Raw genomic sequence first — 24,598 nt, forward strand, 5'->3', positions numbered from 1 at the left:
CCTTTTCAGCGCAAGTAAAAAGCCAGGTCACGCTCAGTCGCCTGCGTGCCATGCATGTCGATGGCTTTTTCTCTTGCCGCCAAGCCGGTCTGGCGACGAAGCCCGACTGACCCCTTGAGCGCCATCAGGGCGTCATAAGCCTGCTCCTGGGACTCGATCAAAAACCCCGAAACCCCGTGTTCGATGACCTCCGCATAGCCGGCGGCGGTGTGCGCCACCACAGGCAAACCGGTGCCCATGGCCTCCAGAACCACCCGGCCATAGGCCTCGGTAAACATGCCGGTCCGGTAGAACATGGTGTCGAGCGAGCGATAAAACGCCGGTACAGGCTCGGCCCCAGCCGGCAGCAACTCAATGCCAGGCTCCCCGCCCAAGCCCGGCGCCAGGCAGGTACCGCCCATGATGCGCACGCGCACGCCGCAGCTCGCCAGCATGCGGTACAGCGCCAGGTCGTGGGGATGATGCTTGTCCAGGAAGTCCCGGCTCACCCGCCCGACGGTGAAGGCCCGCGTCGCGGCTTCGCCATCCGGCGATTCACCAAAACGCTCTGCGGCGACTTTCAGGAAAGGCGCCAGCTCAATCAAACTGGGGATGACGCGGCCCGGCAAGGCGGCGCTGCGCTGCAGCAGTTTTGAAACAAAAACCAGCTCGGGATCGAGCCCGGTAGACTCGCGCACGCTCTCCACGATGGCGAAAAGCTGCCCCTGGTTAGAGAGATTGTGCAAAAGGATGACCCGCTCGAAGCGCGTGTACTTGAGCCAGATGCCCGGCTGCAAATGAACGCCGCCCATCAACAGCGTGCCGTCTTTGGGAAACTGGTGGGCAAATGGCTGAATCGCGGTAATGCCTTCGCCGGCATAGGCCGGATTGACGGGAACGTCGGACCAGAGCTTCACCGGCCGCCGCCCCGCAAGCAGGCCCTTGAGGTCCAGGAGCTCCCGTTCAGCGCCGGTATACAGCTCGCTGAAGCGTCCCAGCAAATGCAGGGTCGTGGACGATGCCGGAGCCAGTTGATCAGTCATTTCCAGCCGATTATCCTCGGGCAAACGGTGTCCTGGCACAGGCGGGTGCCACATAATCCCGACATGCAAGATAGCAACCCCGCCGCGCAGAAACAGGCGCCCTCGCTGCCTGCCGGTGCCAGAGACCATGGCGACTGGATGTCGCACGGCACCGCGCTGCATGCGGCCGGCCGGCTTGAACAGGCGCTCTTCGCTTTTGAGCAGGCCCTGGCGCTGGGCCCGCGGGATGTGAACGCCGCGTCGGCCTGTGCCACGCTGCTGAGCCTGCTCGACAGGCCCGCGGCCGCCTACAAAACCCTGCTGTCGGTTGAAGCCCTTCTGATGCAGGACGCCGACGGCGCGGCCAACCTGGCCATCGCTGCGGAAGCCTGCGGCGACCTGGCCAAGGCTGATGCCGCCTATGCCGCAGCCCTGCAGCTTGACCCGGACCACCTGCGCTCGCTCAACAACGTCGCCATCCTGGCTGCTGGTTCGTCGGAATGGGATATCGCAATCGGACTTGCGCGAAAGTGCCTGGCCCTGCAGCCCGGGCACGCGCCGCACCATGCCAATCTGGCCGAATATCTTTCCGGCGCACGGCGCTATGCCGAGGCACTGGATGTTGTTGCCGCCGCCATGGATCAATTCCCCCTCAACACCGACCTGAAAATACGCCGTGCAGTCCTTCTCGCCTTCCAGGGTGAACTTGAAAAATCAGACACCGCACTGAAAAACCTGGAAGGTGAAGAGCGCGGGGCTTTTGAGAAATTCCTGCTGAAGCTCGATGCCCCGGGTGACGCACACGGCAGCGCCATCAGCCATGCGCGCAGGCTGGCACTGCAGCCACCCGACGCCCTGCAAATTCATGCCGACCAGGCATTCAGGAGCATGGCCATCGGCGACTGGCGCAACCATCCAAAGCTCACCACCCTGCTGCGGGAAGCCCTGGCCGCCAACACCGTCACCGGCGTGGGCCGCAACTGGGGCGACGCAGCGTTTTACGGCCTGCTGCTGGACCTGCAGGAGAACGAGCTGGCGCAGATGCGCAGCGAGTCAGTCCAGGTGGTCGACAGCCGGCTCAAGGCTTCCCTGCCGGCGTTTGCCGGGCTGCGCAAGCCGCTCGCCCGGCAAGACGGCCGCATCCGCGTCGGCCTGGCCGTGCAAAGCCTTCATGATCCGCGCCAGTTGAAAGCGCTCGCGCGGCAACTCGCACTGCATGACGCATCGCGCTTTGCGATGCACGTCTATGCCTTCACGCCACTACCGGGTCTGCAGTCCGGTGAATCGCTGAGGCCCCACGCGGCAAGCGTCAACGAGATCGGCCATATGACGGGAGCCGAAGCCGCCGCGCGCATTCGGCTGGACCGGCTGGACGTGTATGTTGAGATGGCACTTGATTCCCCCTGGAGTCGGCAAGACATTGCGGCCATGCGGGTGGCGCCCGTGCAGTTGTGCCAGCCCGGCCTGTACCGGCGCCATGTGCCCGGGCATTGGGACTACAGCATTTCCGACCGCTTTATTCATCCCGGTGAAATTGATCCTTCGCTGCACGGTGCGATTGTCCGCCTGCCCCACACCTGCTGGCTTGCGGCGCCCGAAGAAGAACCGCCGGGCAGCAAGAAATCGCGCGAAGAAGCCGGCCTGCCTGAAGATTCACTGGTGCTGGCTTCATTTCTTTCGCCGGCAATGCTCGACCCCCACAGCTTTTCCGTCTGGATGAAAATCCTGCGCTCCTTGCCCGATGCCGTGCTATGGCTACCGTACTGCGGCAGAGCGGCTGCCAATCTGGTGCGCGAAGCACAAGCGGCCGGTGTCAGCCCGGCCCGGCTGCTTTTCTCAACACGAATGGACCGTGCCGATGCATGGGCCTGCATGGCACAGGCAGACCTGTTTCTTGACACGTTGCGGCTGAGTGCTGCGCGGGGCCTCGAAGAAGCGCTAACCATCGGCGTGCCCGCCCTCACCTGCGCCGGCAACAGCGTGGCATCGCGCCTGGGCGGCAGCATCCTCAGCGCCGCGGGCCTGCCGGAATGTGTTCTGGACAATCCCGAGGCCTATATAGCGAAAGCCGTGCACCTGGGGCGCCATCCTGCCGTGCTGCAGGCCCTGCGGGACCGCCTCAAACTCTCAAAAGCGAATGCTCCGCTGTTCGATCTTGCGGCAAGGGTAAAGGAATGGGAAGCGGCGTGGACTCTCATGGCCGAGCGGTCACGCGCGGGCGTCCCGCCGGAAGCTTTTGATGTGCTGCCCAAAGTCATTCCGGCAGAAAAAGAGTAGCTCCGCTTGCTATAAATTCAGGAGCTACCCAGGCATTGAAATACTGGGATCCAGGCACTTTTCACTCGTCAAACCGGGCTTGGCGTTTCAGGCAGCGCACATACCTCGCCCGTCGGCTGCAGCCCGGCATTGGCCTTGGCTTCGGCAATGCCCACCGCGTGCGGCAAAGCCACCTTGTTCTTCACTGCGGTCAACTCAGCCAGGATGGAAATCGCGATCTCGGGCGGCGTCTTGCTGCCGATGTAGATACCGATCGGGCCGTGCAGCTTGTCCAGCTCCGCCGCCGTCATGTCGAAATGCTCAGCCAGCCGCTCGCGACGGCGCTGGTTGTTCAGGCGCGAGCCGATGGCGCCCACATAAAACGCCTCGGAGCGCAGGGCCTCCATCAGCGCCAGGTCGTCCAGCTTGGGATCGTGCGTCAGCGCAATCACCGCGCAGCGTGCGTCCAGCTTCATTTCCTGCACCACGTCGTCGGGCATGCCGGTGGCCAGCTCCACACCCTCGACCTGCCAGCTGTCACGGTATTCCTCGCGCGGGTCGCACACCGTCACGGCGTAGTCCATGCCCTGCGCGATCTGCGCCACAAAGCGCGACAGCTGCCCGGCGCCAATGATCAGCAAGCGCCAGCGCGGGCCGTGCAAGGTGACCAGCGCCGCTTCCGACACCTGCATACCCTGGCTGGGCTGGGCCGTGCTCAGCGTAACGGCGCCCGTGTGCAAATCAAGTCGGCGCGCCACCAGCTCACCGGCCTGCAGGCGCTGCAGCAGCTCATCGATGCGGCTGGCCTTTGACAAGGGCTCAATCGCCAGCTCAATGGTGCCGCCGCAAGGCAGGCCAAAGCGGCGCGCCTCGTCGGCAGATACGCCATACGTGACGATGGCCGGCTTCTTTTGGCTGAGGCCCTCGCGGCGGGCGCGGTCAATCATGTCGTCTTCAATGCAGCCACCCGACACCGAGCCCACCACCCGGCCGTCTTCACAGATGGCCAGCATGGAGCCTTCAGGCCGCGGGCTGGAACCCCAGGTTTTGAGCACAGTCACCAGCTCGCAGCGCAGGCCTGTGGCCAGCCACTGCGACGAGGTCTTCAGAACTTCGAGGTCGATGTTATCCATGCATCAAATGCTAGCAGCCCGCAGTTATTTCTGCCTCGGCCTGGCCTCAAAGCCCTGCGGCCTCAAGCCTTCGCCAGGTTGTCGTTCAGCGGCAGCGTGCGCACCCGCTTGCCGGTTGCGGCAAACACTGCATTGGCCACCGCCGGCGCCACCAGCGCCGTGGCCGGCTCGCCGATACCACCAGGCTTCTCGGTGCTCGGCACCAGGGTAATGTCCATCACCGGCGATTCATGCATGCGCAGCACCGGGTAGTCGCCAAAATTGGTCTGCTGCACCCGGCCCTTGTCCAGCGTGATCTGGTTGTTCAGCGCCGCTGACAGGCCAAACACAATGCTCGACTGGATCTGCGCCTGCACCGTGTCAGGGTTGACCATGCGGCCCAGGTCGGCCACCACTGTCACCTTGTGCACCGTGATCTGGTTGTCCTTCACCGACACCTCGGCCACCTGCGCCATGTAGGTGTCGTAACCCTCCATCAGAGCAATGCCGCGGCTGCGGCCGGCCGGCGGCGGTGTGCCCCAGCCGGATTTGTCGGCCGCCATCTTCAGCACATTGGCAAAGCGCGGCTGCTTTTCCAGCAGGGACATCCGGTAGGCATACGGGTCTTTGCCCGCAGCCAGCGCCATTTCGTCGACAAAGCTTTCATTGGCAAAGGCATTGAGCGCGTGGCTCACCGAGCGCCAGTAGCCCACGCGCAGCCCGCTGTCGTGGATCACCAGGTCGTATTGCGTGTTCGGAATGTCGTAGGGCATCACGCCGGCTTCGGCCATGAAAGGGTCCAGCGTGTCCTTGGGCAGGCCAAAGGCACGCTGCGTGATGGACTGCGAGGTCACCTTGAAATTGAGCGCCACCGGCTTGCCGTCGGCTCCCAGCCCGGCAGAAAGCTGGTTGACGGCCATGGGCCGGTAGAAGTCGTGCGTGGTGTCGTCCTCGCGGCTCCAGAGCAGCTTGACGGGCTTGCCCACGGCCTTGGAGATTTGCGCCGCCTGCACGATAAAGTCCAGCTCCAGCCGCCGGCCAAAACCGCCGCCCAGAAAGGTCGTCTTCAGCGTGATGTCTTCGGGCTTGATGCCCAGCGCCGCCGCCACGCTGCCTTCGGCACCCTGCTGGAACTGCGTCGGGCCTATCAGCAAAATCTTGCCATTCTTGTAGTCGGCCGTGAAGTTCATCGGCTCCAGCGTGGCGTGTGCCAGCAGCGGCGACACGTACTCGGCCTTCACCGTCTTGGCCGCGCCCTTCATCGCGCCGGCGGCGTCGCCCTTGGGCGCGATGATGGGTATCACCTTGCCGCTGTCGGCCGCCTTGCGTATGCCCTCCAGCATGCTGGCATTGCTGATGGCCGCGACCGGGCCTTCGTCCCACTGCACCGTCAGCGCCTGACGCGCCTTGTAGGCATGCCAGTAGCTGTCGGCCACCACGGCCACACCGTCGGGAATCTGCACCACGTCGATCACGCCGGGCATGGCTTTGGCCTTGGTGGCGTCAAAGCTCAAGACCTTTCCGCCAATCACCGGGCATTGCTGCAGGCTGGCGTACACCATGCCAGGCAGCTTCACATCGATGCCGAATTCGGCCGTGCCGTTGACCTTCATCGGTGTGTCCAGCCGCTTGGTCGGCTTGCCGATGACGGTGAAGTCTTTCGGGTCTTTCAGCGCCACATTCTCCGGCACCGGCAGTTTGGAAGCCGCCTCAGCCAGCGAGCCATAAGTCGCCTTCTTGCCGTTGGGCCCGATCACCATGCCGTTCTCGGCCTTGAGCGTCGATGCATCGACATTCCATTTGGCAGCCGCCGCCGACACCAGCATCATGCGCACCTGCGCGCCCGCAATGCGCAGCTTCTCCCAGCCGTCACGCACCGAGGTCGAGCCGCCGGTAATCTGCGCGCCCAGCAAGGCGTTGGTGTAGACCTTGCCCGGAGGCGCAATCGCGACCTTGATCTTGCGCAAATCCACATTCAGCTCTTCGGCAATCAACATCGGCATCGAGGTGTAAACACCCTGCCCCATCTCGGAGCGGGCCGACAACAAGGTGATGGTGTTGTCGTCGGCAATATGCACCCAGGCATTGGGGGTGTAGAGCGTGCCGGCGGCCTGCGCGGACGTTACGGCCAGCGGCAGGCCCAGCGTGACGCCCATCATCAACCCGCCCGTGACGGCTGATGAGGCTTTGAGAAAGGTACGACGATCAGGGCGATCGAGGGAGACCAGTGTGTTGTCAGTCATGATCGTTCTCCTCAGGCTTTGCGCATAATGGAAGCAGCATCCTTGATCGCCGCCTTGATGCGCGGATAAGTGCCGCAGCGGCAAATGTTGCCGCTCATCGCCGCGTCAATATCCGCGTCGCTCGGGTTCTTGTTGCCCGTGAGTAGGGCCGCCGCGCTCATCAGCTGGCCCGACTGGCAGTAGCCGCACTGCGGCACATCATGCTTGATCCACGCTACCTGCAGCGGGTGCGTGTTGTTGCGTGAAAGGCTTTCAATCGTGGCCACCTTCTGGCCCGCCGCCGCAGACAGCGGCGTCTGACACGACCGCACTGGCTTGCCGTTGAGGTGCACGGTGCATGCGCCGCATAGCGCCGCGCCGCAGCCAAACTTGGTGCCGGTCATGCCCAGCTCATCGCGTATCACCCACAAGAGGGGTGTGTCAGGTTCAGCGTTGACGGAAACGGCCTTGCCGTTCACGTTGAGTTTTGTTGTCATGCGGGGTCCCCTTTGTTGAATCGCTGTCATCACAGGATCGGGCAGGCCCCCAAAAGTCAGCTACTACCCGAAGGCCTTGCGGGACTCATGCTACGACCGGGGATTGGGGCGTATCCGGGTAGAAACCCTTGGCTGATACAAAGTCTCAACACTTTTTCTCAAGATGAGACAGAGGGATAAGTCGTTAGGTATCACTAGATTAGGGGATGCGCATTTGCGGAGGCCTCCTTACAGTTGATGATGGTGTGCCAAAGTGAGCGCTGAAAAGTTACGCCAAAGACCTAAGGAATCTCCACATGAATTGGTTTTCTCGCATGTTCACGAAGTCCACAAGTCGTGCATCAGACATCCCAGACCCCGCACTGACCAATCATAGTGATCAACATGGTGCAATCATTGCAGACAATCCTCTCCGAGAAACTGTGGATGATCGACTGGGTCGAGCAGCTGCAGCAGAGTCATTTGCGTTAAATGTCCTCCATTTAGACGCTAGTGAAGGCTTGGTAGTGGCGGTCTTGGGTGCATGGGGCTCTGGCAAAACATCCTTCATAAATTTTTCACGCTCTAGGTTCAAGGAAGACTCTGTAGCGGTCCTTGACTTCAACCCGTGGATGTTCAGCGGCGCGGAGCAGTTGGTTCAGTCGTTCTTTTCTGAACTATCGGCACAACTAAAGATGCGGCCCGGACTTGCGGAAGTTGGAAAAGGAATCGAAGAGTATGGAGAAATTTTTTCGAATCTAACTTGGGTGCCTTTGGTCGGTCCGTGGATCGAACGTGGCCAAGATTTTGCAAAACTGGTTGCTGAACTCCTGCAACGAAAAAAAGATGGCGTTGGCAGTCAGCGTACAAAAGTCGAAAAGGCACTGCGCAGCCTCAAGAAGCCAATTGTTGTTGTACTTGACGATATAGACCGTCTCAACACCGCCGAAATCAGAGACATATTCAGACTTGTTCGGCTAACCGCAAACTTCCCCAACATCATCTACATCCTCGCATTCGATCGAAAGAGAGTCGAGAATGCGCTGACCGAAGAAGGCATCCCCGGTCGAGCTTATTTGGAAAAAATTCTTCAGCTTGGCTTTGACCTACCAGCGATTCCCGACCATGTACTAAATCAACAAATTTTTCATGCAATTGACGGGGCATTGAATGGAATTCCAAATCCTGGGCACCTCGACTCGACTCTTTGGCCCGACGTTTTTTCCGAAGTAATCAGACCTCTGATTTCCAATATGCGAGATGTTCGCCGCTATGCAGCAGCCATAAGCGGCACCGTGCGCAGCCTTAATGGACAAATTGCGCTAGCTGATGTGCTTGCATTGGAGGCAATTAGAGTGTTTCTCCCAGACGTTTTCGAGCGCCTACCAAGCGCAGTTGCCGCACTTACCACATCAAATCACGGCTACGGGGAAAACCAAGAACAGATTCGGCTAAAGCAAGAGGTCGATGAACTTCTCGCGGTTTCGGGGAGCAAAGTCAATGTAATGCGCGCCTTGATTCAAAGACTTTTTATGGCTGCTCAGAGACACATCGGCGGGATGCACTACGGAGGTGACTGGAGCCGCGGATGGCTTCGTGAACATCGAGTTGCGCATAGCGATATTTTTCGTCTCTATTTAGAACGTGTTGCTGGTCAAGGGCTCATTGCATTCAATTATGCGGAGCGCGCGTGGGAACTTATGCATGTAAGTGAGTCATTCGACGAATATCTCCGCGCCATAAATCCTGAGCAGGTAATTGACGTCATCGCTTCACTAGAAGCCTATGAGAATGAAGTTAATCCGGAACGCGTTGCACCTGGCATTACTACATTGCTAAATCTCATTCCCAGTCTTCCAGAACAACAACGCGGCATGTTCAGCATTGGAACAGCGATGGTCGTAAGCAGAGTTGTCTATCGCCTCATACGCTCACAAAACTCTGAAGCTTTCGTAGAAACCACAGTCCGAACGGCACTGCCGCAACTACACACATTTTTTGCGAGGCTCACTCTAATCGAGATGGTTGGGCACCGGGAGGGGGTTGGACATAAGCTTCTTCCAGAAGCAGTTGCGACAGAACTCCAGCAGGCATGGAGAGTTGCGCTAATGTCTGCCGACGTAGATGTCCTTGCGAATGAACCAGAACTGTTACGCTCCCTCCTTGTGCTCCGTCAAGGAGCTACCACCGAAGAGCCCCCTTTCGTCATCCCTCCGGACGCACGCATAACTCACTCTATGCTGTTATCGGGCTACAGCGAAGCTCTAAGTCAGAGCATGGGAAATCGAGCAGTTACTCGTTCTCCAAGACTCGCCTGGAAGATTCTTGCAGATCTTTACGGAGATGAAGATGTGCTTCGCGGCCGAATCGAAGAACTAAAAGCATCCAGCCAAGCAATCAATCAGGATTTGCTGCAACTCGCAGAAAAGTACCTGAGCGGTTGGCGCCCCAAGGAGTTCGGTGAAAACTAATTGAGCCAAGTACTTATCCTTGTCCAATCCGATCCCGAATCTGCTGCAACGCCGCCGGGTCATCCATCGTCGTCAAATCCCCCGGGTCCCTGCCCTCGCACACGGCCTGAATCGCGCGGCGCAGCATCTTTCCGCTGCGGGTTTTGGGCAAGGCTGACACAAAGTGCACGCGCGATGGTCGAGCGACTGCACCCAGGTCGCCATCCACGCGTTTCATGACTTCGCCTTCCAGCTTCATGGCCGCAGCCTTGTCGGTCAGCACACTCGAATCTTTCGGCACGGCAAAAGCCATCGCCACCTGGCCCTTGAGCTGATCGGCCACACCGATCACCGCCACCTCGGCGACACCGGCATGGCCTGAAATGCTTTCTTCAATCTCGCGCGTGCCCAGGCGATGGCCGGCCACGTTGATCACGTCGTCGGTGCGGCCGAGGATGAAGTAGTAGCCCTCTTCGTCGCGAATGCCCCAGTCGAAGGTTGAATAAACCATCTTGCCGGGCACGCTCTTCCAGTAGGTGTTGACGAAGCGCGCGTCATCCTTCCAGATGGTTTGCATAAAGCCGGGCGGTGTTGGGCCTTCGATGACGACCACGCCTTTTTCATGGGGCTGTGTCAGCTCTTCGCCGGTGGACTCGTGCAGGATCTTGACCTTGTAGCCGTACATGGGAACGCCGGGGCTGCCGAACTTGCTGGCTTTCTTTTCAACGCCGTTGGCAATCGTGATGATGGGCCAACCCGATTCGGTCTGCCAGTAGTTGTCGATGATGGGCACGTTCAGGCCTTCGCTGATCCAGCGGGCTGTCGGTTCATCAAGCGGTTCGCCGGCCAGGAAGAAGGCGCGCAGGCTGGACAGGTCGTGCTTTTTGAGCAGAGCCGGGTCCTGCTTTTTGAGTACGCGCACGGCGGTGGGTGCGCTGAACATGCCGGTGACTTTGTATTTTTCGACCAGGCTCCACCAGATGGCGCCGTTGGGTTGCTTGTCCATGCCCTGCGTGGGCAGGCCTTCATACATGATGGTGGCCATGCCGGCGATCAGCGGGCCATAGATGATGTAGCTGTGGCCCACGACCCAGCCGATGTCGCTGGTCGAAAAGTAGGTTTCACCGGCGCGGCCGTCAAAGATGTGCTTCATGCTGGCGGCCAGCGCCACGGCATAACCGCCGGTGTCGCGCTGAACGCCCTTGGGCTTGCCGGTGGTGCCGCTGGTGTAGATGGTGTAGCTGATGGCGGCGGAGTCCAGCCACACGCAGTGCACCAGCGCATGCATGTATTTGGCGCGCAGGGTCTCCCAATGCAAATCGCGCCCGGCAACGATGGGCATGGGCGCCAGGCCGCGGTCGACCAGCAGTACGGCTTCGGGCTGGTGTTTTGACAGGCGGATGGCTTCGTCAAGCAAGGGCTTGTACGCCACCACCTTGCCGCCGCGCGAGCCGGCGTCGGCGCTGATGATGACGCGCGGCGTGGCGTCGTCAATGCGTGAAGCCAGCGAGCCACTGGCAAAGCCGCCGAACACCACGCAGTGGATGGCGCCTATGCGCGCGCAGGCCAGCATGGCAAAGGCGGCCTCGGCAATCATGGGCATGTAGATGAGCACGCGGTCACCCTTGACCACACCCATGGCCAGCAGGCTGGCGGCCATGCGCTGCACCTCGGCGTGCAGCTCGGTGAAGGTGTAGGTTTTTTCAACGCCGGTCTCGCTGGAGACGTAGATCAGCGCGGACTGGTCTGGCCGGTCTTTCAGGTGACGGTCTACCGCGTTGTGGCAGAGGTTGGTTTGCCCGCCTTCAAACCACTGGGCAAACGGCGGATTGTCGTCATTGCAGACGCGGGTGAAGGGCTTGTGCCAATCGATCAGTTGGGCCTGCTCGGTCCAGAAGGCGTCGGGCTGGTCTATGGACTGGCGGTAGAAGTCTGCGTAGCTCGTCATGTCTCGTCTCCGTTCTTGTTTTCTCGGTCGCTTTGTTTATATCTTGACGACAATGCGGCCGCGCACCTTGCCCGACATCAAGTCCGCGGCTTTTTCTGCGGCTCTTGCCATCGGAATCTCCTCCAGCATGGCCTCCAGCCTGGCGGTGTCCAGGTCTTTTGCCAACCGGTTCCAGGCCTGCTGGCGTTTGGCCAGGGGCGCCATCACGCTGTCAATACCGGCCAGCGTTACGCTGCGCAGGATAAAAGGCATGACCGTCGCCGGGAAATCCGCGCCCTGCGCCAGCCCGCAGGCGGTGACCACACCGCCGTAGCGTGTCTGCGCGCAGGCATTGGCCAGCGTGTGCGAGCCCACGGCATCCACCACCGCGGCCCAGCGTTCTTTCTGCAGCGGCTTGCCGGGCGCCGACAGTTCGGCCCGGTCGATCACGCTGGCGGCGCCCAGCTGCTTCAAATAGGCTTCCTCGCTGGCCTTGCCGGTGGCGGCCACCACGGTGTAGCCCAGCTTGCCGAGCAGGGCCACGGCCACGCTGCCTACGCCGCCGGTCGCGCCCGTCACCAGCACCTCGCCGGCATCGGGTTTGACGCCGTGCTGCTCGAGCGCCAGCACGCTGAGCATGGCGGTATAGCCCGCCGTGCCTATGGCCATGGCCTGGCGCGCGGTAAAGGCCGCCGGCAGCTTCACCAGCCAGTCGCCCTGCAGGCGCGCCCGCTCGGCCATCAGGCCCCAGCGCGTTTCACCCAGGCCCCAGCCGTTGTGCACAAAGCGGTCGCCGGCTTTCCAGCCTGGGTGGGTGGACTCGAGCACCGTGCCCGCACCGTCAATGCCCGCCACCATGGGCCAGCTGCGCACCACCGGCCCCTTGTTGGTAATGGCCAGGCCGTCCTTGTAATTGAGGGTGGAGTATTCGACCTGCGCCAGCACATCGCCGGCCGGAAGCAGCGCCTCGTCGGTGTCGGTGATGGCCGCTGAAAAGCCGGCGTCGGACTTGGTGAGCAGAAGGGACTTGAACACGGCATTGTCTCCAGAGGGGTTGTTGTCTCAAGCGGCCAGAAACATTGGAAAATCAGCGAAACTGAATTCTTAATTATGGATAACGGGCTTTCAGGAGGCTGACGGTGCTCTGGAAATGCCGAACTTCGCTACTACTTTGATAGCATCATTGGCATGATCTTATTGGGCCAGAGCCTATTTTCGCTTTTAAATTGGGAATTTTGGCTCCCCTGGACCCGTTTTGAGGCTCCCGGAGGACGCTGAATCGCTGTTTTTGCGATTTTTAGGAATGAAATCGGCCGACAGCCCAACAACTGCCTGCCCAAGCAGCTATTCTTTTTATAGCGAACAAACAATTGATCAGTTCCCCTCGCCTGCTGAGGTGGTGCAGCACGAGGCCTCTTCGGCTCAATCTGTGTACCCGCAAATCAGGCCCGCAAGAAGCCGTTCATGCGCCAGACGCATCAGAGGGTCAGAACCAGCCCCTGCCCTGTCTTGAATCCAAATGAGACAAAGGCAAACAGCACAGCAGCCTGCAAGGCAACGACCATGATGGAGAAGCCGATGAGGGAGCGGCCCGGCACGCGGAAAATCGCGGCGTACACCGCGATCCCGGCCATAAAGGCAAACACGAAGCCCATGAACCCGCCGGACAGCTTGAAGACCACCAGGCTCACGGCGGGCGCGGTGATGGCCGCGATGGCTGCAGCGCCATAACTGGTGTTGCCAGCCTCAACAAACCCGGCAGCCCACTTCACGGGCATCAGGGTGATGAGGGCGAAGAGGACGAGGGGAAGCAGCAGGATGGCCATACGGTTTTCGGGCAATTATGGGATCGTCATCATACCGGCGCGCTGGGACTTCGCTGGAAATGGCTTCGCTGTTAACCCTGTGCGGCCCGCAGCGCGGATTTCTGCTGGACCTGCACCACAACGGCAGCCGGCTGCTCTATCGAAGAAGAGGTCCATCAGGAATGGATGTGGGCCAAACCGAACGCGACCATAGGCCGCTTTCTCATTGGTGCATAGCCTTCTGTGCCAGGTACTGGGCACGTTCAACTGTAATGCCCGAAAGCTGGTCAACTGCCAGTTGATCAGTCTCATTGGCTGCGGAATGCAAGACAACTTTGGGCCGAAGACCTCCCAGCTGTATGTACACATCTGCGGATCTGGATTGGTCGGTTGGATACAGGTCGATTTGGTTGCAGAGCCAGCCAAAGAAGCCATCACCTTCTACTGGGGAGTCAAAGGTTTGAACATAGCGCTCAAAGCTCTGTTGACTTGCAGAAACCCACACACCCCAAACAAAGGGCTCACTTACGCCATGTATTGGAATTTCCAGAACAGCCCTGACGAAATGGTCGGTTCTTTCGGCATGACGGATCACGCAGAGGTCGTCGGACAGCTGCCCGATGCTTTGCTTCTGCTCTTCTGTTAGCCAGATGTATGGATCTGGTGCCTGAAATGCGAAGCTCGGTGAGCCCTCATGCAGCTCACCGCAGCATGAACATTTGAATGCAAAGATTGCTCCCACGGAATTGGAGGCCTAAAGTAAAGATGACCGGACCATCAACACTTGCGGCACGGCCGCTCCCTGCTGTTGTGGGTCCGCGTCGATTGATATTTTATGGGGCATGGCCACCACCGCCACCAAGGTCCCCGCTGGCGCCGCCAGGGTCATCAGTGGGCGGGATGAAAGGCCCAGCCCTCGTGCGCGGCGTTGCATCCGCATGAAGAACAAGCGCGACAAATATTGCTCCGAGAACCGGCACCAGCCATACAAGCACAGATTGAAGCAGCACCTGCACTCGAGTGTAGTTACCGCTCCGTAAAACGGCAACGCAGACCCCAAAGTTCAGAACCGCCAAGCAGGTCGCGGTGAACCAGAGCCACCACGACATGTTATGCATAGAATCCATGGGGATGGAAAATTTCGGCATATGAAAGAACCGATTGGCAACTTTCGCAGCGATAAGCACTGCTCCTGCGATCCCGGCGCATCCAACCAGGAACAACCACCAAAACCAGGACGGCGAAGCCGGCAATCCAGTTCCATAAGCCCAAAACGAGTGCAATACCAAAGGTTGACCAAAAGAGGAAATCTGCCAAAAGAAAGGCACCTGCATTGAACTCGTGCTGCGGGTTTTCTTCCACCCGCTGCACCCGCCCTTGACAGAAGGGACACAGCAGAACGGCGTTGGATGACTGGGTGATCCTAGGCTTGGCGTTTGACATGGGATAAACCTTCGGCAATGGGTTAGCTCGATCCATTGTGATGCCTTGGCGTTGTTCAACTGAAAGTGAATGCCATGTGAGTTCAAGCCCGCGCTAGCCGCGCAAGATCGCCTCACCGGTCCGCGGGTTCACAAGGGTCACGTTTTCAAGCGCCCGAATGCGCCAGATGTCGTTCTGTCTCGTTAGCACGGCGAGGATCAACGTGTCCACCACGTGGGGCCCGGCCGGGTGGCTGCCGCCGGCAGCCAGGCGGCTCCAGAAATGGATGACCGCCACCCCGTCTGCAACATGGGTGACGTCGATGAGCTCGTTCTGGAGTGTGGAGTCTCGGTAGATTGTTTGGTGAATCGGAACGTGCAGTGCCACGATCTCTTCAACGCCCCGGACATAGTGCCCGAAGCGATTCACGAATGTTGCGTCCTGGTCGAACAGCGCACCGAGAGCCGTCATGTCGTGACCATTCCAGGCGGCTTGAAATGCACCGGGCGCATCTTCGGGTTTTTTCATCCTGGTCATAGGTTTAGTCCTGCGTCTCCCGGATTGCTACGGCGCCAGGGACAGGCCTGATCGACGACTGCGGAAAGGTGCGACCCCAGGGAGCGAGTTCCCGTGGGCGTCCGCGTTAACTAAACTACCAGGTCGCTGAACGCTATGCAGGCGTCCAAAAAAAACGCTAGTCATAGAACGACTCTTTGTGCACCTCTGCTTCGGCATAGGTGATGGCTCGCTGAAGCTCGGAGAGTGGAAACACAATATCCCGATGAGGGAAGTGCAGCACCACCTGCTTTCCCAACCGCTCATCCTCCCGGAAAGTCAGGATTGGACCAGCGGCGTCAACAGCCTCCACCGGTGCTGACACTTCGACGTGCATGCCGTCCCCCACCGCAGAGAACCGAGAAAGGCGTATCTCGGGAAGGATATCCGGCTTTTCAATGTGCATGACTTCAGCAGGTTAACGCTTGAGCTAAGCCGACCGTGGCGGTTCGGCGCTTGAGCGAGGGGTTAGGCGCCCTATCGGCACAACCGGATGTTCGCTTCATAGAGGGAGATTCATATCAATTGATGATTTTTCCCATGCCATTCTCTATGCGATCTCTCAGTTGTTGAATGAACTGTGAGTCATAGGGTTCCCAGCTTTCGAGTTCGCCAACAACCTTGACAGGCAGCTTGCTTCGATAGGACCGCGTCGGGTTGCCCGGGAACTTCTTGTCTGTGACGTTGGGATCGTTCTCATATTCCCCCGTCGGTTCAACGATATAGACCCGCGGCCTGCCGCTGCCTTTGGCTATTTCCGCGGCAAGCCCGGCGCCTTTCGGGATGGCTGTGAAATAGATGTGATTCATCACAACGCTTTCATCGTAATTCGATTGAAAGCCTGGCGTTAGCAGATCGCCTGTCTGCAATTCGGCTTTCGTACCGTGAAAAAAAGGGCCGGCGTCCAAGGTTGTCATGAGTTGTTAAGTGCGAACGGGGTGGATGCTTGAGGAACCTAACGCCCACGGTAAGCCGCGCCGGAGTGCGAAGCACGGAGGGTATCCACAAGCGTAACTTGTAGGCCTCGGCTTGACCAGCCAGTTAAGCTGGTGCGCGAAGGCAGATGCATTGTGATTTGATGGGGTAGACAATGATTTATCGCAAATCAGCGTGGACGGCTTCACCCACCAATCCAATGCAGTCGGATTAGGGGACGGACGCCTGGTCAATGCCTAGACGAAACTGCTGCGAAAGGGGGATCTCGAACTCACAAACAGCGCCCGGTTCGTAAGCGTTTACGAGCAGCCGGCCGAGATTCTGTCGCCAGAACGCACCCTGTTCGTCGAGGCTGCTCCTGTCGCCTTCGAGGTGCTTCTTTGGGCATCCACCCAGGCAAATCGGCAGAAATGAGCATTGGGAGCATGTGGGCTGATCGCATGGGTCGAACGAGCCCCACCACTGAGCTTGCGCCTTGATCTCACCGAGCGTCTCTACGTGGATCGGGATAGTTCGACCCATACTCAAGCCAGGCGACGCTTTGCGCTCTCTGAAGGTTCCCACGGCACGATGAGACTCACTGACTTGCAGACCGCACCGGTAGATCCGTCCGTCCGCCCCGACTACTGCGGAGTCTTTGACCAGTGCGGCGCAGACAGAGGTCTTCGGATATGGATAACCGTCCGGAACCTCGGACTCCTCAACTGAAATTTCCGTTCCGGCCGTGACCCGCAATTGAGCACGGATCTTATCGAACTCGCGCAAGGTAAGCTTACGGGATTTCAGAAAACTCGAACGCTCGGAATAGTCCGATACACGCGCTGGTTGAATGACGACGGGGAAGCGCTTGGTAAACCAGCCGCGTTCCTTGCCGAATTGCACAAACTCAACGAGTTGCTCGGCGTTGTGCCTATCAATGTTAAATCTAGCGTCAACTCGTACACAGTCGGCGAGCCGACCAACCAAGTCAGCGGCCAGCGCAAACGAGGACTTCCCAGCCCCCCTATCCCTGCCACCCGTCGACCTGAACCTCCGGATTTTGTCATGCCGCTTCGCAAGGCCATCGAACGAGATCTGTACATGAGAGATCACATGTCGCGCAACGAAGCCGGAAACGTCGGAGGGCCACACAGTGCCGTTGGAGATGATCGAGGCTCGGTACGCAACCCCCAATTCGGCGCACATGGCTTGAAGGGCCAAGGATGCCATTTCGAGGAACTCGGCGTTCTCCATCGGCTCACCGCCATACCAGTCGACATGCAAGCGGGTGCGGGCCGACTCCAAGAGTTTGATGCGAGTGTCAGCGACCAGTTGCGGAACATCGGAAACATCGAGTCGGTCCGGAGTCCGATCCTGATAGCAGTAATAGCAGCCAAGATTGCAATCCAAGGTCGTAGTAATGGTCAACACCATCGGCGTTGACTGGCGAGCATCTTGATATCGCCGTCTCACCTCCTCGAACTGCGAGCGCTCATCGAGCGTCAGAAAACCTTTGGCCAAGAGATCTCGATACAAATCCTCAGGCACGTGCGCAAGCAGTTTGGTAGACCCTTGCGTCAAAGCCGACGCGACAGTGCAGCCGTCGGCACCCTGCAACGCAACCAAAGCACCCGAGAAAGCGTTGAAAAGCAGCGAATCGCTTCCAAAGGGAACTGCGAAGTTGTACCGGGACGGCACTACGCCGCTATGCATAGCCGTTTGCTAGATTTCGATGATTGCCAAGCAGGTGCTGGTGCCACCGCAAAGCCGGGCGGCAATCGGTCCACCCTTTTTCAGTTCCGGCGTCACAACGGAAACAGCGGTGACCTGTAGTTTCTGGCCTGCCTTCAGTACGACAGCTGGTTTGTCGTCGTCGCTGACGATGAGCTTCATCTTGCCCGTCGCCGCGGACACTTTTCGCGCCCGCGATGTCGCAGTCGCCTTGGAAAATTTCGAACTTGCCATTGGCATCTCCTCGATTTGCGAGTCAGTCTAGCAATCCAAGCCGGCATGTCAACCGGTTTTTTGGTCCCCGGTCTCCTCCAAATATAGGATGCCAAGGCTCTAGAAACAAGGTAGAAATAAACAGCTCCCTTCTAAGCCTAATCGGAGATATCCATGAACAACGATAACATTGTGGTCGACTTGAGATTGAGCCTTAATCGCAAGAACGGAAGGATCGAAGTTTCGATTTTGTCCGAGAGCGAGCATGAGGCGGCCAATGTCGCCCTTTCCAGTTTCTTCAGGATGCGCGAGAACAGCCAACGACCACTCCAAGAGATGGCAGTGAAGTCCGCCAAGACTGACCCGAATTTAAAGAGTGGAGCACGGCTGCGTCCGATGTGGACCAAAACGACGTGTGACATCATCAAATAGCCATTGCGGCGCGCCTCGGCACCACCGGAAAGATAGAGGGCATGCTATGAATGAAGCGGAATGCGAATTCGGGCTCGTCGAACACAACGTCATTGAGCTCGGTGGCGATAAGGTTGCCGTGGTTTCACGACGAAACTCTGGCTGGGCGGTACTGGACACCATCGGATACCGCAAGCTGCTCGGAACCTTCTCCACTCCCCTACGATTACCGCAGAGTAGCCTCGAAGACGATGGTCCGATGGAATCGCTGTGGCGTTCGGGCCTGATTTCGGCCGACGGAAACACATCAATCGACTTGAACAGAGCCAGGAGCCATCCGACCAACGTCCTCATCAAATTGACCGATGCGTGCAACTACGTTTGTACGTATTGCTATGACCATAAGGAAGGCGCTGGTGCAAACCTCTCCGTTGATAAAGCCAAGGAAACGCTGGACTTCGTACTTGATGGCGCAAAGGATGAAAGGATCACGATCAGCTTTCATGGTGGGGAACCCCTTCTGCAATTCAAGAAGATCAAGGAGCTCGTCGCGTACATAGAGTCGCGGCGCCGTCCGGACCAGCGTATTGCGTACTCGGTGCAAACGAACGGAACCCTCTTTTCTGCCGAGGTCATCCAATTCCTGGACGAGCATGGCTTCTCCGTCGGCATCTCGCTTGATGGCAATTCCGCGGCACTGAATAGGTTCAGGATTCGGCATGACGGCCAAACACCATTTGGGGACTTTGAAACGCTTTTGCGCGATCATCCGGAATTTGTGCGACGGCGATGCGGGGTCATGACAGTCGTCAACAGTGCATCAATCAAATCGATCCCGTCGTTTGCATTGTGGCTGCAAGAAAGGGGAATCACTTCGCTTGCCCTTGTACTCCTGCAAACTATGGGACGGGGAAAGACTCTCGATCTCAATCAAGTGACAGTCGAGCAGGTGCTGGGTGTCTACGACACCCTCATTTCTTACATTGAACAGGGGCGACTCAAGTCACTGTTCATTAGTAACCTCATCAGCTGCCTTGGCAACTTTCTCTACTTCGCGGATGGAGAAATCTGCTATCGGGGCGTATGCATGGCGGCGACAAATTTTCTGGTCTTGGCGCCGGATGGGTCGTTCAAGATCTGCGACTGCAGCGATAAGGACGAATTCCTGTTGGGAAGTTCTATGGACGCGGTGAAAGATCCCCTGAATGGGAAGCGGGCGGCGATTCGAGAGCGTTCAATCCGCCTTGGCTCAGAACACCCGGCATGCAGCAAATGCGAAATCTATGGCCTTTGTGGCGGAGGTTGCGCGGCGCGTGCCTCGACCAACAACGGAGATTTCTACTCTATCGATCAGGTTGAGTGCGAATTGTTCAGACATCTGTACAAGAAGTTCCTCGGCGACTATGCGCAGGATCGAAAGGCACTCTTCGACTATTTCGCAGCATATGAGAGTCAGTGATGACGGATTCGGAGGTGTTGCTCCGGCAGTTCGGGGATTACCCCCACGATACGGAACGGCAGGATGAGGCAGCCGCCCGGCTCATCGAAACAGACACGGCGATGCTTGCTGCTGCGGAATGCACATATTTTGACCATTGCTCAGCATCCAATCGGCGTGTGGACCGCAACTTTCGTCCAAAGTTTGTGCGCGCCTGGAGCGCCTTCACACGCAATGCGTTGAGTCATATCGGACCGGCTAGGCCGGACGTGATCGCTGTGGAATTACAAGCGGCGGCGCCGACGCTTTACGTCCTTTGGCACTTTCCCGAATACCCGCTCTTGATGGGGAATTTGTTAGGGCAAAACGTCACGGTTGCCGTAGCGCAAGACTCTGAATGGCTTCGCCCATTGGCACGAGTTGGTTTGGCGGCCAATTTCAATCGAACCGGCGGACTCATGGCGCTTCGCCGTGCGTGCGAGAAGCGCCAACCGGTCGCTATGATGCTGGACTATTGTTATGAAGGAACGAGGCATAGGGTCGCGGACTTTCTTGGGTTGCCTTGCAAGACCCCATCCGGACTGATTGAGGTTTCGCTTCGCTTAGGCTACGCCATCTGCTTAGTATCAAGCTCCGATCTCTCGATACGCGTCGAACAGGTCCCTCCTCATCAGGACGTAAACGATTGCATTCATTGGCTGAACGCCAGAATCAGCGAGCACATTGAGCGCGATCCGACGAGATGGCTCCTCTGGCCATCTCTAAACTCTCGCGTTGCCATCTAGGGTGCTGAATTGCGCTGAAGTCTGACCCATTTTGAGTATGAAGCGCATTGCCAGCTAGGGTACATGCGTACCCACTACTTTCATTGAAGCTGCAAATCTCCATCTAGATTGTCTTTGATGAACTTGCATTCAATGAGCTGACACTCGGTAAAACTGCAGCCTGAGAAAGAGACACCACGAAAGATGCAGTTTCGGAATTCGACATTTACGAAAGCGGCGGTATTGAAAAGACTCCAATACCGGTAGTACGTAATTTCGCATTGAGGCCTGAACGTTTGACGTAAGGGTAGGTCTTGCACGCGCGCGCAAGACTTACCCTTGATTGATGGGATTGAATCCCCTGTTTTTTGGCACCACATTGGCGCCCTGATCCTTGTCATGGAAGCTTGCGGTTCGGCGAGGCGCGTCACTTCAGCATGTACTGGATCGGCACGGCCGCCCACGAGTCAACGGTGCGGCCCGAGCGGGTTCGTGCGGGGTTGAATTTGAACTTCTTCACGGCCGCCATCGCAGCGGCATCCAGCCTGTCAAAGCCTGAACTTTTTTGAAGCTGAACCTCACCGGCTTCTCCACTGGCCAACACCTTCACCCGCAAGATTACGCGGCCCTCTTCCATAAGACGCCTGGAGACAGCGGGGTATGCAGGGCTGGGCGAACTCGCGTGGCTGGCAAACTGCACAACTTCATCCGGAGAGGCGCAGCCCGTAACAAGCGTGAAAAGAAGAAGCCAGAATATGCGCACGGTCCAAGCAGCCTGGTTAGGTGGCATACGCACCATCACAAGGCGGCTTGCAAGTTTCAATAGGCTGCATGAATAGCGAATGCTTGTTTTGAGTTAGGCGGAGCAGGTAGTTGATCCCAAAGCTCTACTTATCTGAGCTGGAAGGTAGCCGATCCAGTTCTGACCTGGTTAGCGGTACTATCCCATCGGCCTGTATATTCCAGGTCACTTTGCGCAGGTCCGGTACAGATGATCCCATCTTCAGCAACGCATTTCTGTCCAAATGGAAAAGCAACCGACCATCTTGCGACACCACGATGTCAACAATATCGCCCTTCGGGTGAAGAAATGTCAGGCGTACTCCAGGCGGCAGGGTGAATTCGCTGCTTACACCGGTGTCCCATGTCACGCGAGCAAATACAGGTGCGACCAGGCCATTACGTACGAATAGCGGATACGAAGGGTCGCACGCAGGAAGGAGAATAGTTGCCCCTGCCATCACAAGAGATGTCAGAAGTCTGTGCATGTTAATCACCGTGGTCCCCCCGCTACGCCGGCTTGACCAAACCAAGAATCTCTTTAAACGCCTCATGCTCAGCCGTGCGCAGCCATTCAAACGCCACCATCTCGGTCGTCACCAGCTCGGCGCCGTTGCCGGCGAGGCGGTCAAACGCCGCATCGCGGTTGCGTTCGGTGCGTGAGCTGCAGGCGTCGGTGACCACCCAGACCTCGAACTCTTCCTCCAGCAAGTCCAGCGCGGTCTGCATCAGGCAGACGTGGGCTTCGCAGCCGGCGACGACGATGGTGCTTCTGCCCTCTTCCGGCTCGGGCGCCGGTTTTTGCAGGTGCTTGGGCAGGCTGCGGGCATTTCCGCCTGTGGGTGCCTTGCGCACCGGTGGGCGCAGCAGGTCGCCCAGGCCGTCGGCCACGGCGCTGAAGAACATCTTGTCCATGATCTTGCCGCCAGCGGCTTCAATGGCGGCCTGTATTTCCGGCATCGTGGCGCCCAGGCTTTCGGGGTTTTCTTCCGTACCCCACACCGGTACATCCAGCAATTTGGCCATTCGGGCCAGCTTGACAGCATTGGCCATGACGAGTTTGCCTTCAAAAATGGCGGGCATCAAAAGGGTCTGGTAGTCGACCAGTACAAGTTGGGAGTCGTCGGCGTCAAGCAGCATCGGGGGTCCTGGGGAAATTCTGGAGGCGTTCTGGAAAGAAGATCAGGCCGGGCTGCGCTGCAGGCGCTCCACCAGGCCGATCACATAAGCGTCGAACAGCAGCGTGGCGTCCTGCCCGAACATGCGGATGCGACCGGTATGTTGGAGAAGCAGCAAGCCCATGCCATGCGCGAACAAGGCCGTATTTTCGCGCAATGCGTCTTCGGCGTTCAAACCCATGGCCTGCAGGGCGGTTTCACAGGGCCGCAACGCATCGTGAAGACGGGCATTGAGCTGGTGGTTCAGCTCGGTGGTCAGCCCGCGCGGGCGCATGCCCTGCATGAGGTAAAAACCCAGGTCCAGATCGCGCGGATTGGCCGCAAAAAATCCAAACCAGGCGCTTGCCTTGGCTTCCAGCACCTCAGCCGGCTCGCCACGTTCCTTACCGGCAGACGCCACCACGCCATTGAGGCGCTCCAGGCACTCGGCCAGCAAGGCGCCATAAATGGCTTCCTTGTTTTCAAAATAGGAATAGATGGCCCCGGCGGTGTAGCCCGCCTCCTTGGCAATCTCGCGGATGCTGGCGCCGTCGATGCCCAGGCGTTCGAAGACGGATCGGGCGGCGTCCAGCATCAGGGTCCGGCGTAAATCGTTTTGGACCTGCTGGCGATCTATTCGGGTTTGCATCGCCAGAATATAGGCGTGAAAGCCGTCTATCCAGGGTGCGATTTCCGGTGAAAATTAACGCTTGTTCTAAAAATTAAACGTTGTTTAAATTTGCTTGATGGTGCCAGAAAACCAGACACGACCGCACCGTTCCATCCGTCACATGAGCGATCTGGCCTCGTCAGCCGCCTGCCCGGCCAACCTCATCAGCTACTAATTTGATAGCTGCTTGCGCTTTTCTACAAAGGGCTGGAAGCCCATTTAGCTCAAATCCAGTCCCAAGCCCTTATTCAGGCTCGATTCCCGCGGCCTTGATGATCTTTCCCCATTTCAGCGTTTCCGCCGCCTGGAACTTGCGCAGCTCTTCCGGGTTGCTGGTGAAGATTTCGGTGCCGCTGGACTGGTAAAACGGTGCGGCCGAAGGGCTGCGGGCTGCCTTGACCAGCATGTCACTCAGCTTGGCCACCACGTCGGCCGGGGTGCCGGCAGGCGCATACGCGGCAAACCAGTAGGTCATTTCATACCCCTTGACGCCGGCCTCGGCGATGGTTGGCACGTCAGGCGCCAGCGGTGAACGTTGCCGGGTGGAAACACCCAGCGCCTTGAGCTTGCCGCCCTTGACCTGCGGCAGGCCGGTCGCCATGTCGGTGATCATCATGTCGATCTGGCCGCCCAGCAGGTCCGTCACCGCGGGCGGGTTGCTCTTGTACGGAATGTTCAGGATGTAGGTGCCCGTCATCTGCTTGAACTGCTCGCCCGCCACGCGGCTGGACGAGCTGCCGCTGCCAAAAGACAGCTTGCCGGGTTTCGACTTGGCCAGCGCGATGAACTCTGCCACGCTGTTGACCGGCAACGCGGGGTTGACCACCATGATCTGCCCGCCGCGGCCCAGCGCGGTCAGCGGTGCGAAGTCCTTGACCGGGTCGTAAGGCAGCTTTTTGAACAGGTGCTCATTGGCCGACTGGGTGGTGTTGGTGGTGATGAACACGGTGTAGCCGTCGGGCTTCGCCTTGGCCGCTGCCTGGGCGCCGATGAAGCTGTTGGCGCCGGGCTTGTTGTCCACCACCACGCTGACCTTGGTGTCGTTGGTCACGGCCTGGCCGATGGCACGCGCCAGCTGGTCGGTTGCGCTGCCGGCCGCAAACGGCACGACAAAGGTGATCGGCTTTTCAGGAAAGCCCTGCGCCTGTGCCGCCATGGGCACGGCGAGGGGCGCGATGGCCCATAGCGCGGCAATGCCGAGCATGGCGGGGCGGGTGCGGCTGTGGATGGATTTTTGAGTGGCGGTTTTCATGTTGTCTCCTGATGTTGTGATGTGGCGGGTCTGACGTTGTT

General features: G+C 58.7%; 24 protein-coding genes and 1 pseudogene. 5 read left to right on the forward strand and 20 right to left on the reverse strand.

What is annotated here, in order from left to right; genetic code table 11:
• Nucleotides 1-5: 5 nt before the first annotated feature.
• On the reverse strand, nucleotides 6-1,022 hold the full coding sequence (locus tag AC1DYR_RS00460) for a glycosyltransferase (protein WP_477703360.1): 1,017 nt from the start codon (nucleotides 1,020-1,022) through the stop codon (nucleotides 6-8).
• 63 nt (nucleotides 1,023-1,085) lie between these two features.
• On the opposite strand from AC1DYR_RS00460, the gene AC1DYR_RS00465 reads away from it, so the two are divergent.
• Complete coding sequence (locus AC1DYR_RS00465; RefSeq protein ID WP_477703361.1) at nucleotides 1,086-3,278, forward strand: O-linked N-acetylglucosamine transferase family protein; 2,193 nt, start codon at nucleotides 1,086-1,088, stop codon at nucleotides 3,276-3,278.
• A 68-nt stretch (nucleotides 3,279-3,346) separates the two neighbouring features.
• Here the strand turns inward: AC1DYR_RS00465 and AC1DYR_RS00470 are convergent, their stop codons facing one another.
• The 3 genes from AC1DYR_RS00470 to AC1DYR_RS00480 all read right to left on the reverse strand — a co-directional run bounded on the left by AC1DYR_RS00470 (nucleotide 3,347) and on the right by AC1DYR_RS00480 (nucleotide 7,088).
• Entirely contained in the window at nucleotides 3,347-4,390 is a 1,044-nt protein-coding gene (locus AC1DYR_RS00470) for an XdhC family protein (protein WP_477703362.1), read from the reverse strand.
• Nucleotides 4,391-4,452: 62 nt separating this feature from the next.
• Entirely contained in the window at nucleotides 4,453-6,612 is a 2,160-nt protein-coding gene (locus AC1DYR_RS00475; RefSeq protein WP_477703363.1) for a xanthine dehydrogenase family protein molybdopterin-binding subunit, read from the reverse strand.
• 11 nt (nucleotides 6,613-6,623) lie between these two features.
• Nucleotides 6,624-7,088, reverse strand: a complete 465-nt coding sequence (locus AC1DYR_RS00480) for a (2Fe-2S)-binding protein (protein ID WP_477703364.1) — start codon at nucleotides 7,086-7,088, stop codon at nucleotides 6,624-6,626.
• A gap of 296 nt (nucleotides 7,089-7,384) precedes the next feature.
• Between AC1DYR_RS00480 and AC1DYR_RS00485 the strand changes: the two genes are divergently transcribed.
• Entirely contained in the window at nucleotides 7,385-9,538 is a 2,154-nt protein-coding gene (locus tag AC1DYR_RS00485) for a KAP family P-loop NTPase fold protein (protein ID WP_477703365.1), read from the forward strand.
• A 13-nt stretch (nucleotides 9,539-9,551) separates the two neighbouring features.
• Here AC1DYR_RS00485 and AC1DYR_RS00490 read toward each other — a convergent pair.
• The 10 genes and pseudogenes from AC1DYR_RS00490 to AC1DYR_RS00535 all read right to left on the reverse strand — a co-directional run.
• Nucleotides 9,552-11,471 (reverse strand): annotated as a pseudogene (locus AC1DYR_RS00490) (propionate--CoA ligase); the annotation flags it as partial.
• 30 nt (nucleotides 11,472-11,501) lie between these two features.
• Nucleotides 11,502-12,479 carry an acrylyl-CoA reductase (NADPH) gene (acuI, locus tag AC1DYR_RS00495; RefSeq protein WP_477703366.1) on the reverse strand — a complete coding sequence of 326 codons (978 nt, stop codon included), beginning with the start codon at nucleotides 12,477-12,479 and terminating at the stop codon, nucleotides 11,502-11,504.
• A 443-nt stretch (nucleotides 12,480-12,922) separates the two neighbouring features.
• Nucleotides 12,923-13,270 (reverse strand): hypothetical protein, encoded by a 348-nt coding sequence (locus tag AC1DYR_RS00500; RefSeq protein WP_477703367.1) that lies wholly within the window; start codon nucleotides 13,268-13,270, stop codon nucleotides 12,923-12,925.
• A 202-nt stretch (nucleotides 13,271-13,472) separates the two neighbouring features.
• Nucleotides 13,473-13,991 (reverse strand): DUF2199 domain-containing protein, encoded by a 519-nt coding sequence (locus AC1DYR_RS00505; RefSeq protein ID WP_477703368.1) that lies wholly within the window; start codon nucleotides 13,989-13,991, stop codon nucleotides 13,473-13,475.
• 368 nt (nucleotides 13,992-14,359) lie between these two features.
• On the reverse strand, nucleotides 14,360-14,692 hold the full coding sequence (locus tag AC1DYR_RS00510; RefSeq protein ID WP_477703369.1) for a hypothetical protein: 333 nt from the start codon (nucleotides 14,690-14,692) through the stop codon (nucleotides 14,360-14,362).
• Nucleotides 14,693-14,785: 93 nt separating this feature from the next.
• Nucleotides 14,786-15,208 carry an SgcJ/EcaC family oxidoreductase gene (locus AC1DYR_RS00515; RefSeq protein WP_477703370.1) on the reverse strand — a complete coding sequence of 141 codons (423 nt, stop codon included), beginning with the start codon at nucleotides 15,206-15,208 and terminating at the stop codon, nucleotides 14,786-14,788.
• A 157-nt stretch (nucleotides 15,209-15,365) separates the two neighbouring features.
• Nucleotides 15,366-15,632: a hypothetical protein gene (locus tag AC1DYR_RS00520; RefSeq protein ID WP_477703371.1), complete on the reverse strand. Its 267-nt coding sequence runs from the start codon at nucleotides 15,630-15,632 to the stop codon at nucleotides 15,366-15,368.
• Between the two features lie 115 nt (nucleotides 15,633-15,747).
• The gene (gene arr, locus AC1DYR_RS00525) at nucleotides 15,748-16,143 is read right to left on the reverse strand and encodes an NAD(+)--rifampin ADP-ribosyltransferase (protein WP_477703372.1); all 396 of its coding nucleotides are present in this window, start codon (nucleotides 16,141-16,143) and stop codon (nucleotides 15,748-15,750) included.
• Nucleotides 16,144-16,372: 229 nt separating this feature from the next.
• Complete coding sequence (locus tag AC1DYR_RS00530; RefSeq protein ID WP_477703373.1) at nucleotides 16,373-17,854, reverse strand: radical SAM protein; 1,482 nt, start codon at nucleotides 17,852-17,854, stop codon at nucleotides 16,373-16,375.
• A gap of 9 nt (nucleotides 17,855-17,863) precedes the next feature.
• Nucleotides 17,864-18,034: a hypothetical protein gene (locus tag AC1DYR_RS00535; RefSeq protein ID WP_477703374.1), complete on the reverse strand. Its 171-nt coding sequence runs from the start codon at nucleotides 18,032-18,034 to the stop codon at nucleotides 17,864-17,866.
• A gap of 225 nt (nucleotides 18,035-18,259) precedes the next feature.
• Here AC1DYR_RS00535 and AC1DYR_RS00540 point away from each other — a divergent pair, with 225 nt between their 5' ends.
• The 3 genes from AC1DYR_RS00540 to AC1DYR_RS00550 are packed head-to-tail and all read left to right on the forward strand — an operon-like array spanning nucleotide 18,260 to nucleotide 20,719.
• On the forward strand, nucleotides 18,260-18,517 hold the full coding sequence (locus tag AC1DYR_RS00540; RefSeq protein ID WP_477703375.1) for a hypothetical protein: 258 nt from the start codon (nucleotides 18,260-18,262) through the stop codon (nucleotides 18,515-18,517).
• 46 nt (nucleotides 18,518-18,563) lie between these two features.
• Entirely contained in the window at nucleotides 18,564-19,955 is a 1,392-nt protein-coding gene (locus AC1DYR_RS00545) for a radical SAM protein (protein ID WP_477703376.1), read from the forward strand.
• Nucleotides 19,955-20,719: a lysophospholipid acyltransferase family protein gene (locus tag AC1DYR_RS00550; RefSeq protein ID WP_477703377.1), complete on the forward strand. Its 765-nt coding sequence runs from the start codon at nucleotides 19,955-19,957 to the stop codon at nucleotides 20,717-20,719. The genes AC1DYR_RS00545 and AC1DYR_RS00550 overlap by 1 nt, the downstream gene beginning before the upstream one ends.
• Nucleotides 20,720-20,799: 80 nt before the next feature.
• On the opposite strand, the gene AC1DYR_RS00555 is transcribed toward AC1DYR_RS00550, so the two are convergent.
• From AC1DYR_RS00555 to AC1DYR_RS00580, 6 genes are all read right to left on the reverse strand, one after another.
• The gene (locus tag AC1DYR_RS00555) at nucleotides 20,800-21,099 is read right to left on the reverse strand and encodes a pentapeptide repeat-containing protein (RefSeq protein ID WP_477703378.1); all 300 of its coding nucleotides are present in this window, start codon (nucleotides 21,097-21,099) and stop codon (nucleotides 20,800-20,802) included.
• Nucleotides 21,100-21,125: 26 nt separating this feature from the next.
• Nucleotides 21,126-21,497: an energy transducer TonB gene (locus AC1DYR_RS00560; protein ID WP_477704103.1), complete on the reverse strand. Its 372-nt coding sequence runs from the start codon at nucleotides 21,495-21,497 to the stop codon at nucleotides 21,126-21,128.
• Between the two features lie 88 nt (nucleotides 21,498-21,585).
• Nucleotides 21,586-21,966, reverse strand: coding sequence for a hypothetical protein (locus tag AC1DYR_RS00565; protein WP_477703379.1), 381 nt, complete (start codon nucleotides 21,964-21,966; stop codon nucleotides 21,586-21,588).
• 22 nt (nucleotides 21,967-21,988) lie between these two features.
• The gene (locus AC1DYR_RS00570) at nucleotides 21,989-22,618 is read right to left on the reverse strand and encodes an isochorismatase family protein (protein WP_477703380.1); all 630 of its coding nucleotides are present in this window, start codon (nucleotides 22,616-22,618) and stop codon (nucleotides 21,989-21,991) included.
• Between the two features lie 42 nt (nucleotides 22,619-22,660).
• Nucleotides 22,661-23,284, reverse strand: coding sequence for a TetR/AcrR family transcriptional regulator (locus AC1DYR_RS00575; RefSeq protein WP_477703381.1), 624 nt, complete (start codon nucleotides 23,282-23,284; stop codon nucleotides 22,661-22,663).
• A 265-nt stretch (nucleotides 23,285-23,549) separates the two neighbouring features.
• Complete coding sequence (locus tag AC1DYR_RS00580; RefSeq protein ID WP_477703382.1) at nucleotides 23,550-24,557, reverse strand: Bug family tripartite tricarboxylate transporter substrate binding protein; 1,008 nt, start codon at nucleotides 24,555-24,557, stop codon at nucleotides 23,550-23,552.
• Nucleotides 24,558-24,598 lie beyond the last annotated feature (41 nt).

This window comes from Polaromonas sp. P1_F9 (assembly GCF_056405615.1).

What these genes read in the sequence shown, in the direction of transcription:
- AC1DYR_RS00460 (WP_477703360.1), bottom strand. Translation starts at nt 1,022, where the DNA reads ATGACTGATCAACTGGCTCCGGCATCGTCCACGACCCTGCATTTGCTG.
- AC1DYR_RS00465 (WP_477703361.1), top strand. Translation starts at nt 1,086, where the DNA reads ATGCAAGATAGCAACCCCGCCGCGCAGAAACAGGCGCCCTCGCTGCCT.
- AC1DYR_RS00470 (WP_477703362.1), bottom strand. Translation starts at nt 4,390, where the DNA reads ATGGATAACATCGACCTCGAAGTTCTGAAGACCTCGTCGCAGTGGCTG.
- AC1DYR_RS00475 (WP_477703363.1), bottom strand. Translation starts at nt 6,612, where the DNA reads ATGACTGACAACACACTGGTCTCCCTCGATCGCCCTGATCGTCGTACC.
- AC1DYR_RS00480 (WP_477703364.1), bottom strand. Translation starts at nt 7,088, where the DNA reads ATGACAACAAAACTCAACGTGAACGGCAAGGCCGTTTCCGTCAACGCT.
- AC1DYR_RS00485 (WP_477703365.1), top strand. Translation starts at nt 7,385, where the DNA reads ATGAATTGGTTTTCTCGCATGTTCACGAAGTCCACAAGTCGTGCATCA.
- AC1DYR_RS00500 (WP_477703367.1), bottom strand. Translation starts at nt 13,270, where the DNA reads ATGGCCATCCTGCTGCTTCCCCTCGTCCTCTTCGCCCTCATCACCCTG.
- AC1DYR_RS00510 (WP_477703369.1), bottom strand. Translation starts at nt 14,692, where the DNA reads ATGTCAAACGCCAAGCCTAGGATCACCCAGTCATCCAACGCCGTTCTG.
- AC1DYR_RS00515 (WP_477703370.1), bottom strand. Translation starts at nt 15,208, where the DNA reads ATGACCAGGATGAAAAAACCCGAAGATGCGCCCGGTGCATTTCAAGCC.
- AC1DYR_RS00520 (WP_477703371.1), bottom strand. Translation starts at nt 15,632, where the DNA reads ATGCACATTGAAAAGCCGGATATCCTTCCCGAGATACGCCTTTCTCGG.
- arr (WP_477703372.1), bottom strand. Translation starts at nt 16,143, where the DNA reads ATGACAACCTTGGACGCCGGCCCTTTTTTTCACGGTACGAAAGCCGAA.
- AC1DYR_RS00530 (WP_477703373.1), bottom strand. Translation starts at nt 17,854, where the DNA reads ATGCATAGCGGCGTAGTGCCGTCCCGGTACAACTTCGCAGTTCCCTTT.
- AC1DYR_RS00535 (WP_477703374.1), bottom strand. Translation starts at nt 18,034, where the DNA reads ATGAAGCTCATCGTCAGCGACGACGACAAACCAGCTGTCGTACTGAAG.
- AC1DYR_RS00540 (WP_477703375.1), top strand. Translation starts at nt 18,260, where the DNA reads ATGAACAACGATAACATTGTGGTCGACTTGAGATTGAGCCTTAATCGC.
- AC1DYR_RS00545 (WP_477703376.1), top strand. Translation starts at nt 18,564, where the DNA reads ATGAATGAAGCGGAATGCGAATTCGGGCTCGTCGAACACAACGTCATT.
- AC1DYR_RS00550 (WP_477703377.1), top strand. Translation starts at nt 19,955, where the DNA reads ATGACGGATTCGGAGGTGTTGCTCCGGCAGTTCGGGGATTACCCCCAC.
- AC1DYR_RS00555 (WP_477703378.1), bottom strand. Translation starts at nt 21,099, where the DNA reads ATGACAAGGATCAGGGCGCCAATGTGGTGCCAAAAAACAGGGGATTCA.
- AC1DYR_RS00560 (WP_477704103.1), bottom strand. Translation starts at nt 21,497, where the DNA reads ATGGTGCGTATGCCACCTAACCAGGCTGCTTGGACCGTGCGCATATTC.
- AC1DYR_RS00565 (WP_477703379.1), bottom strand. Translation starts at nt 21,966, where the DNA reads ATGCACAGACTTCTGACATCTCTTGTGATGGCAGGGGCAACTATTCTC.
- AC1DYR_RS00570 (WP_477703380.1), bottom strand. Translation starts at nt 22,618, where the DNA reads ATGCTGCTTGACGCCGACGACTCCCAACTTGTACTGGTCGACTACCAG.
- AC1DYR_RS00575 (WP_477703381.1), bottom strand. Translation starts at nt 23,284, where the DNA reads ATGCAAACCCGAATAGATCGCCAGCAGGTCCAAAACGATTTACGCCGG.
- AC1DYR_RS00580 (WP_477703382.1), bottom strand. Translation starts at nt 24,557, where the DNA reads ATGAAAACCGCCACTCAAAAATCCATCCACAGCCGCACCCGCCCCGCC.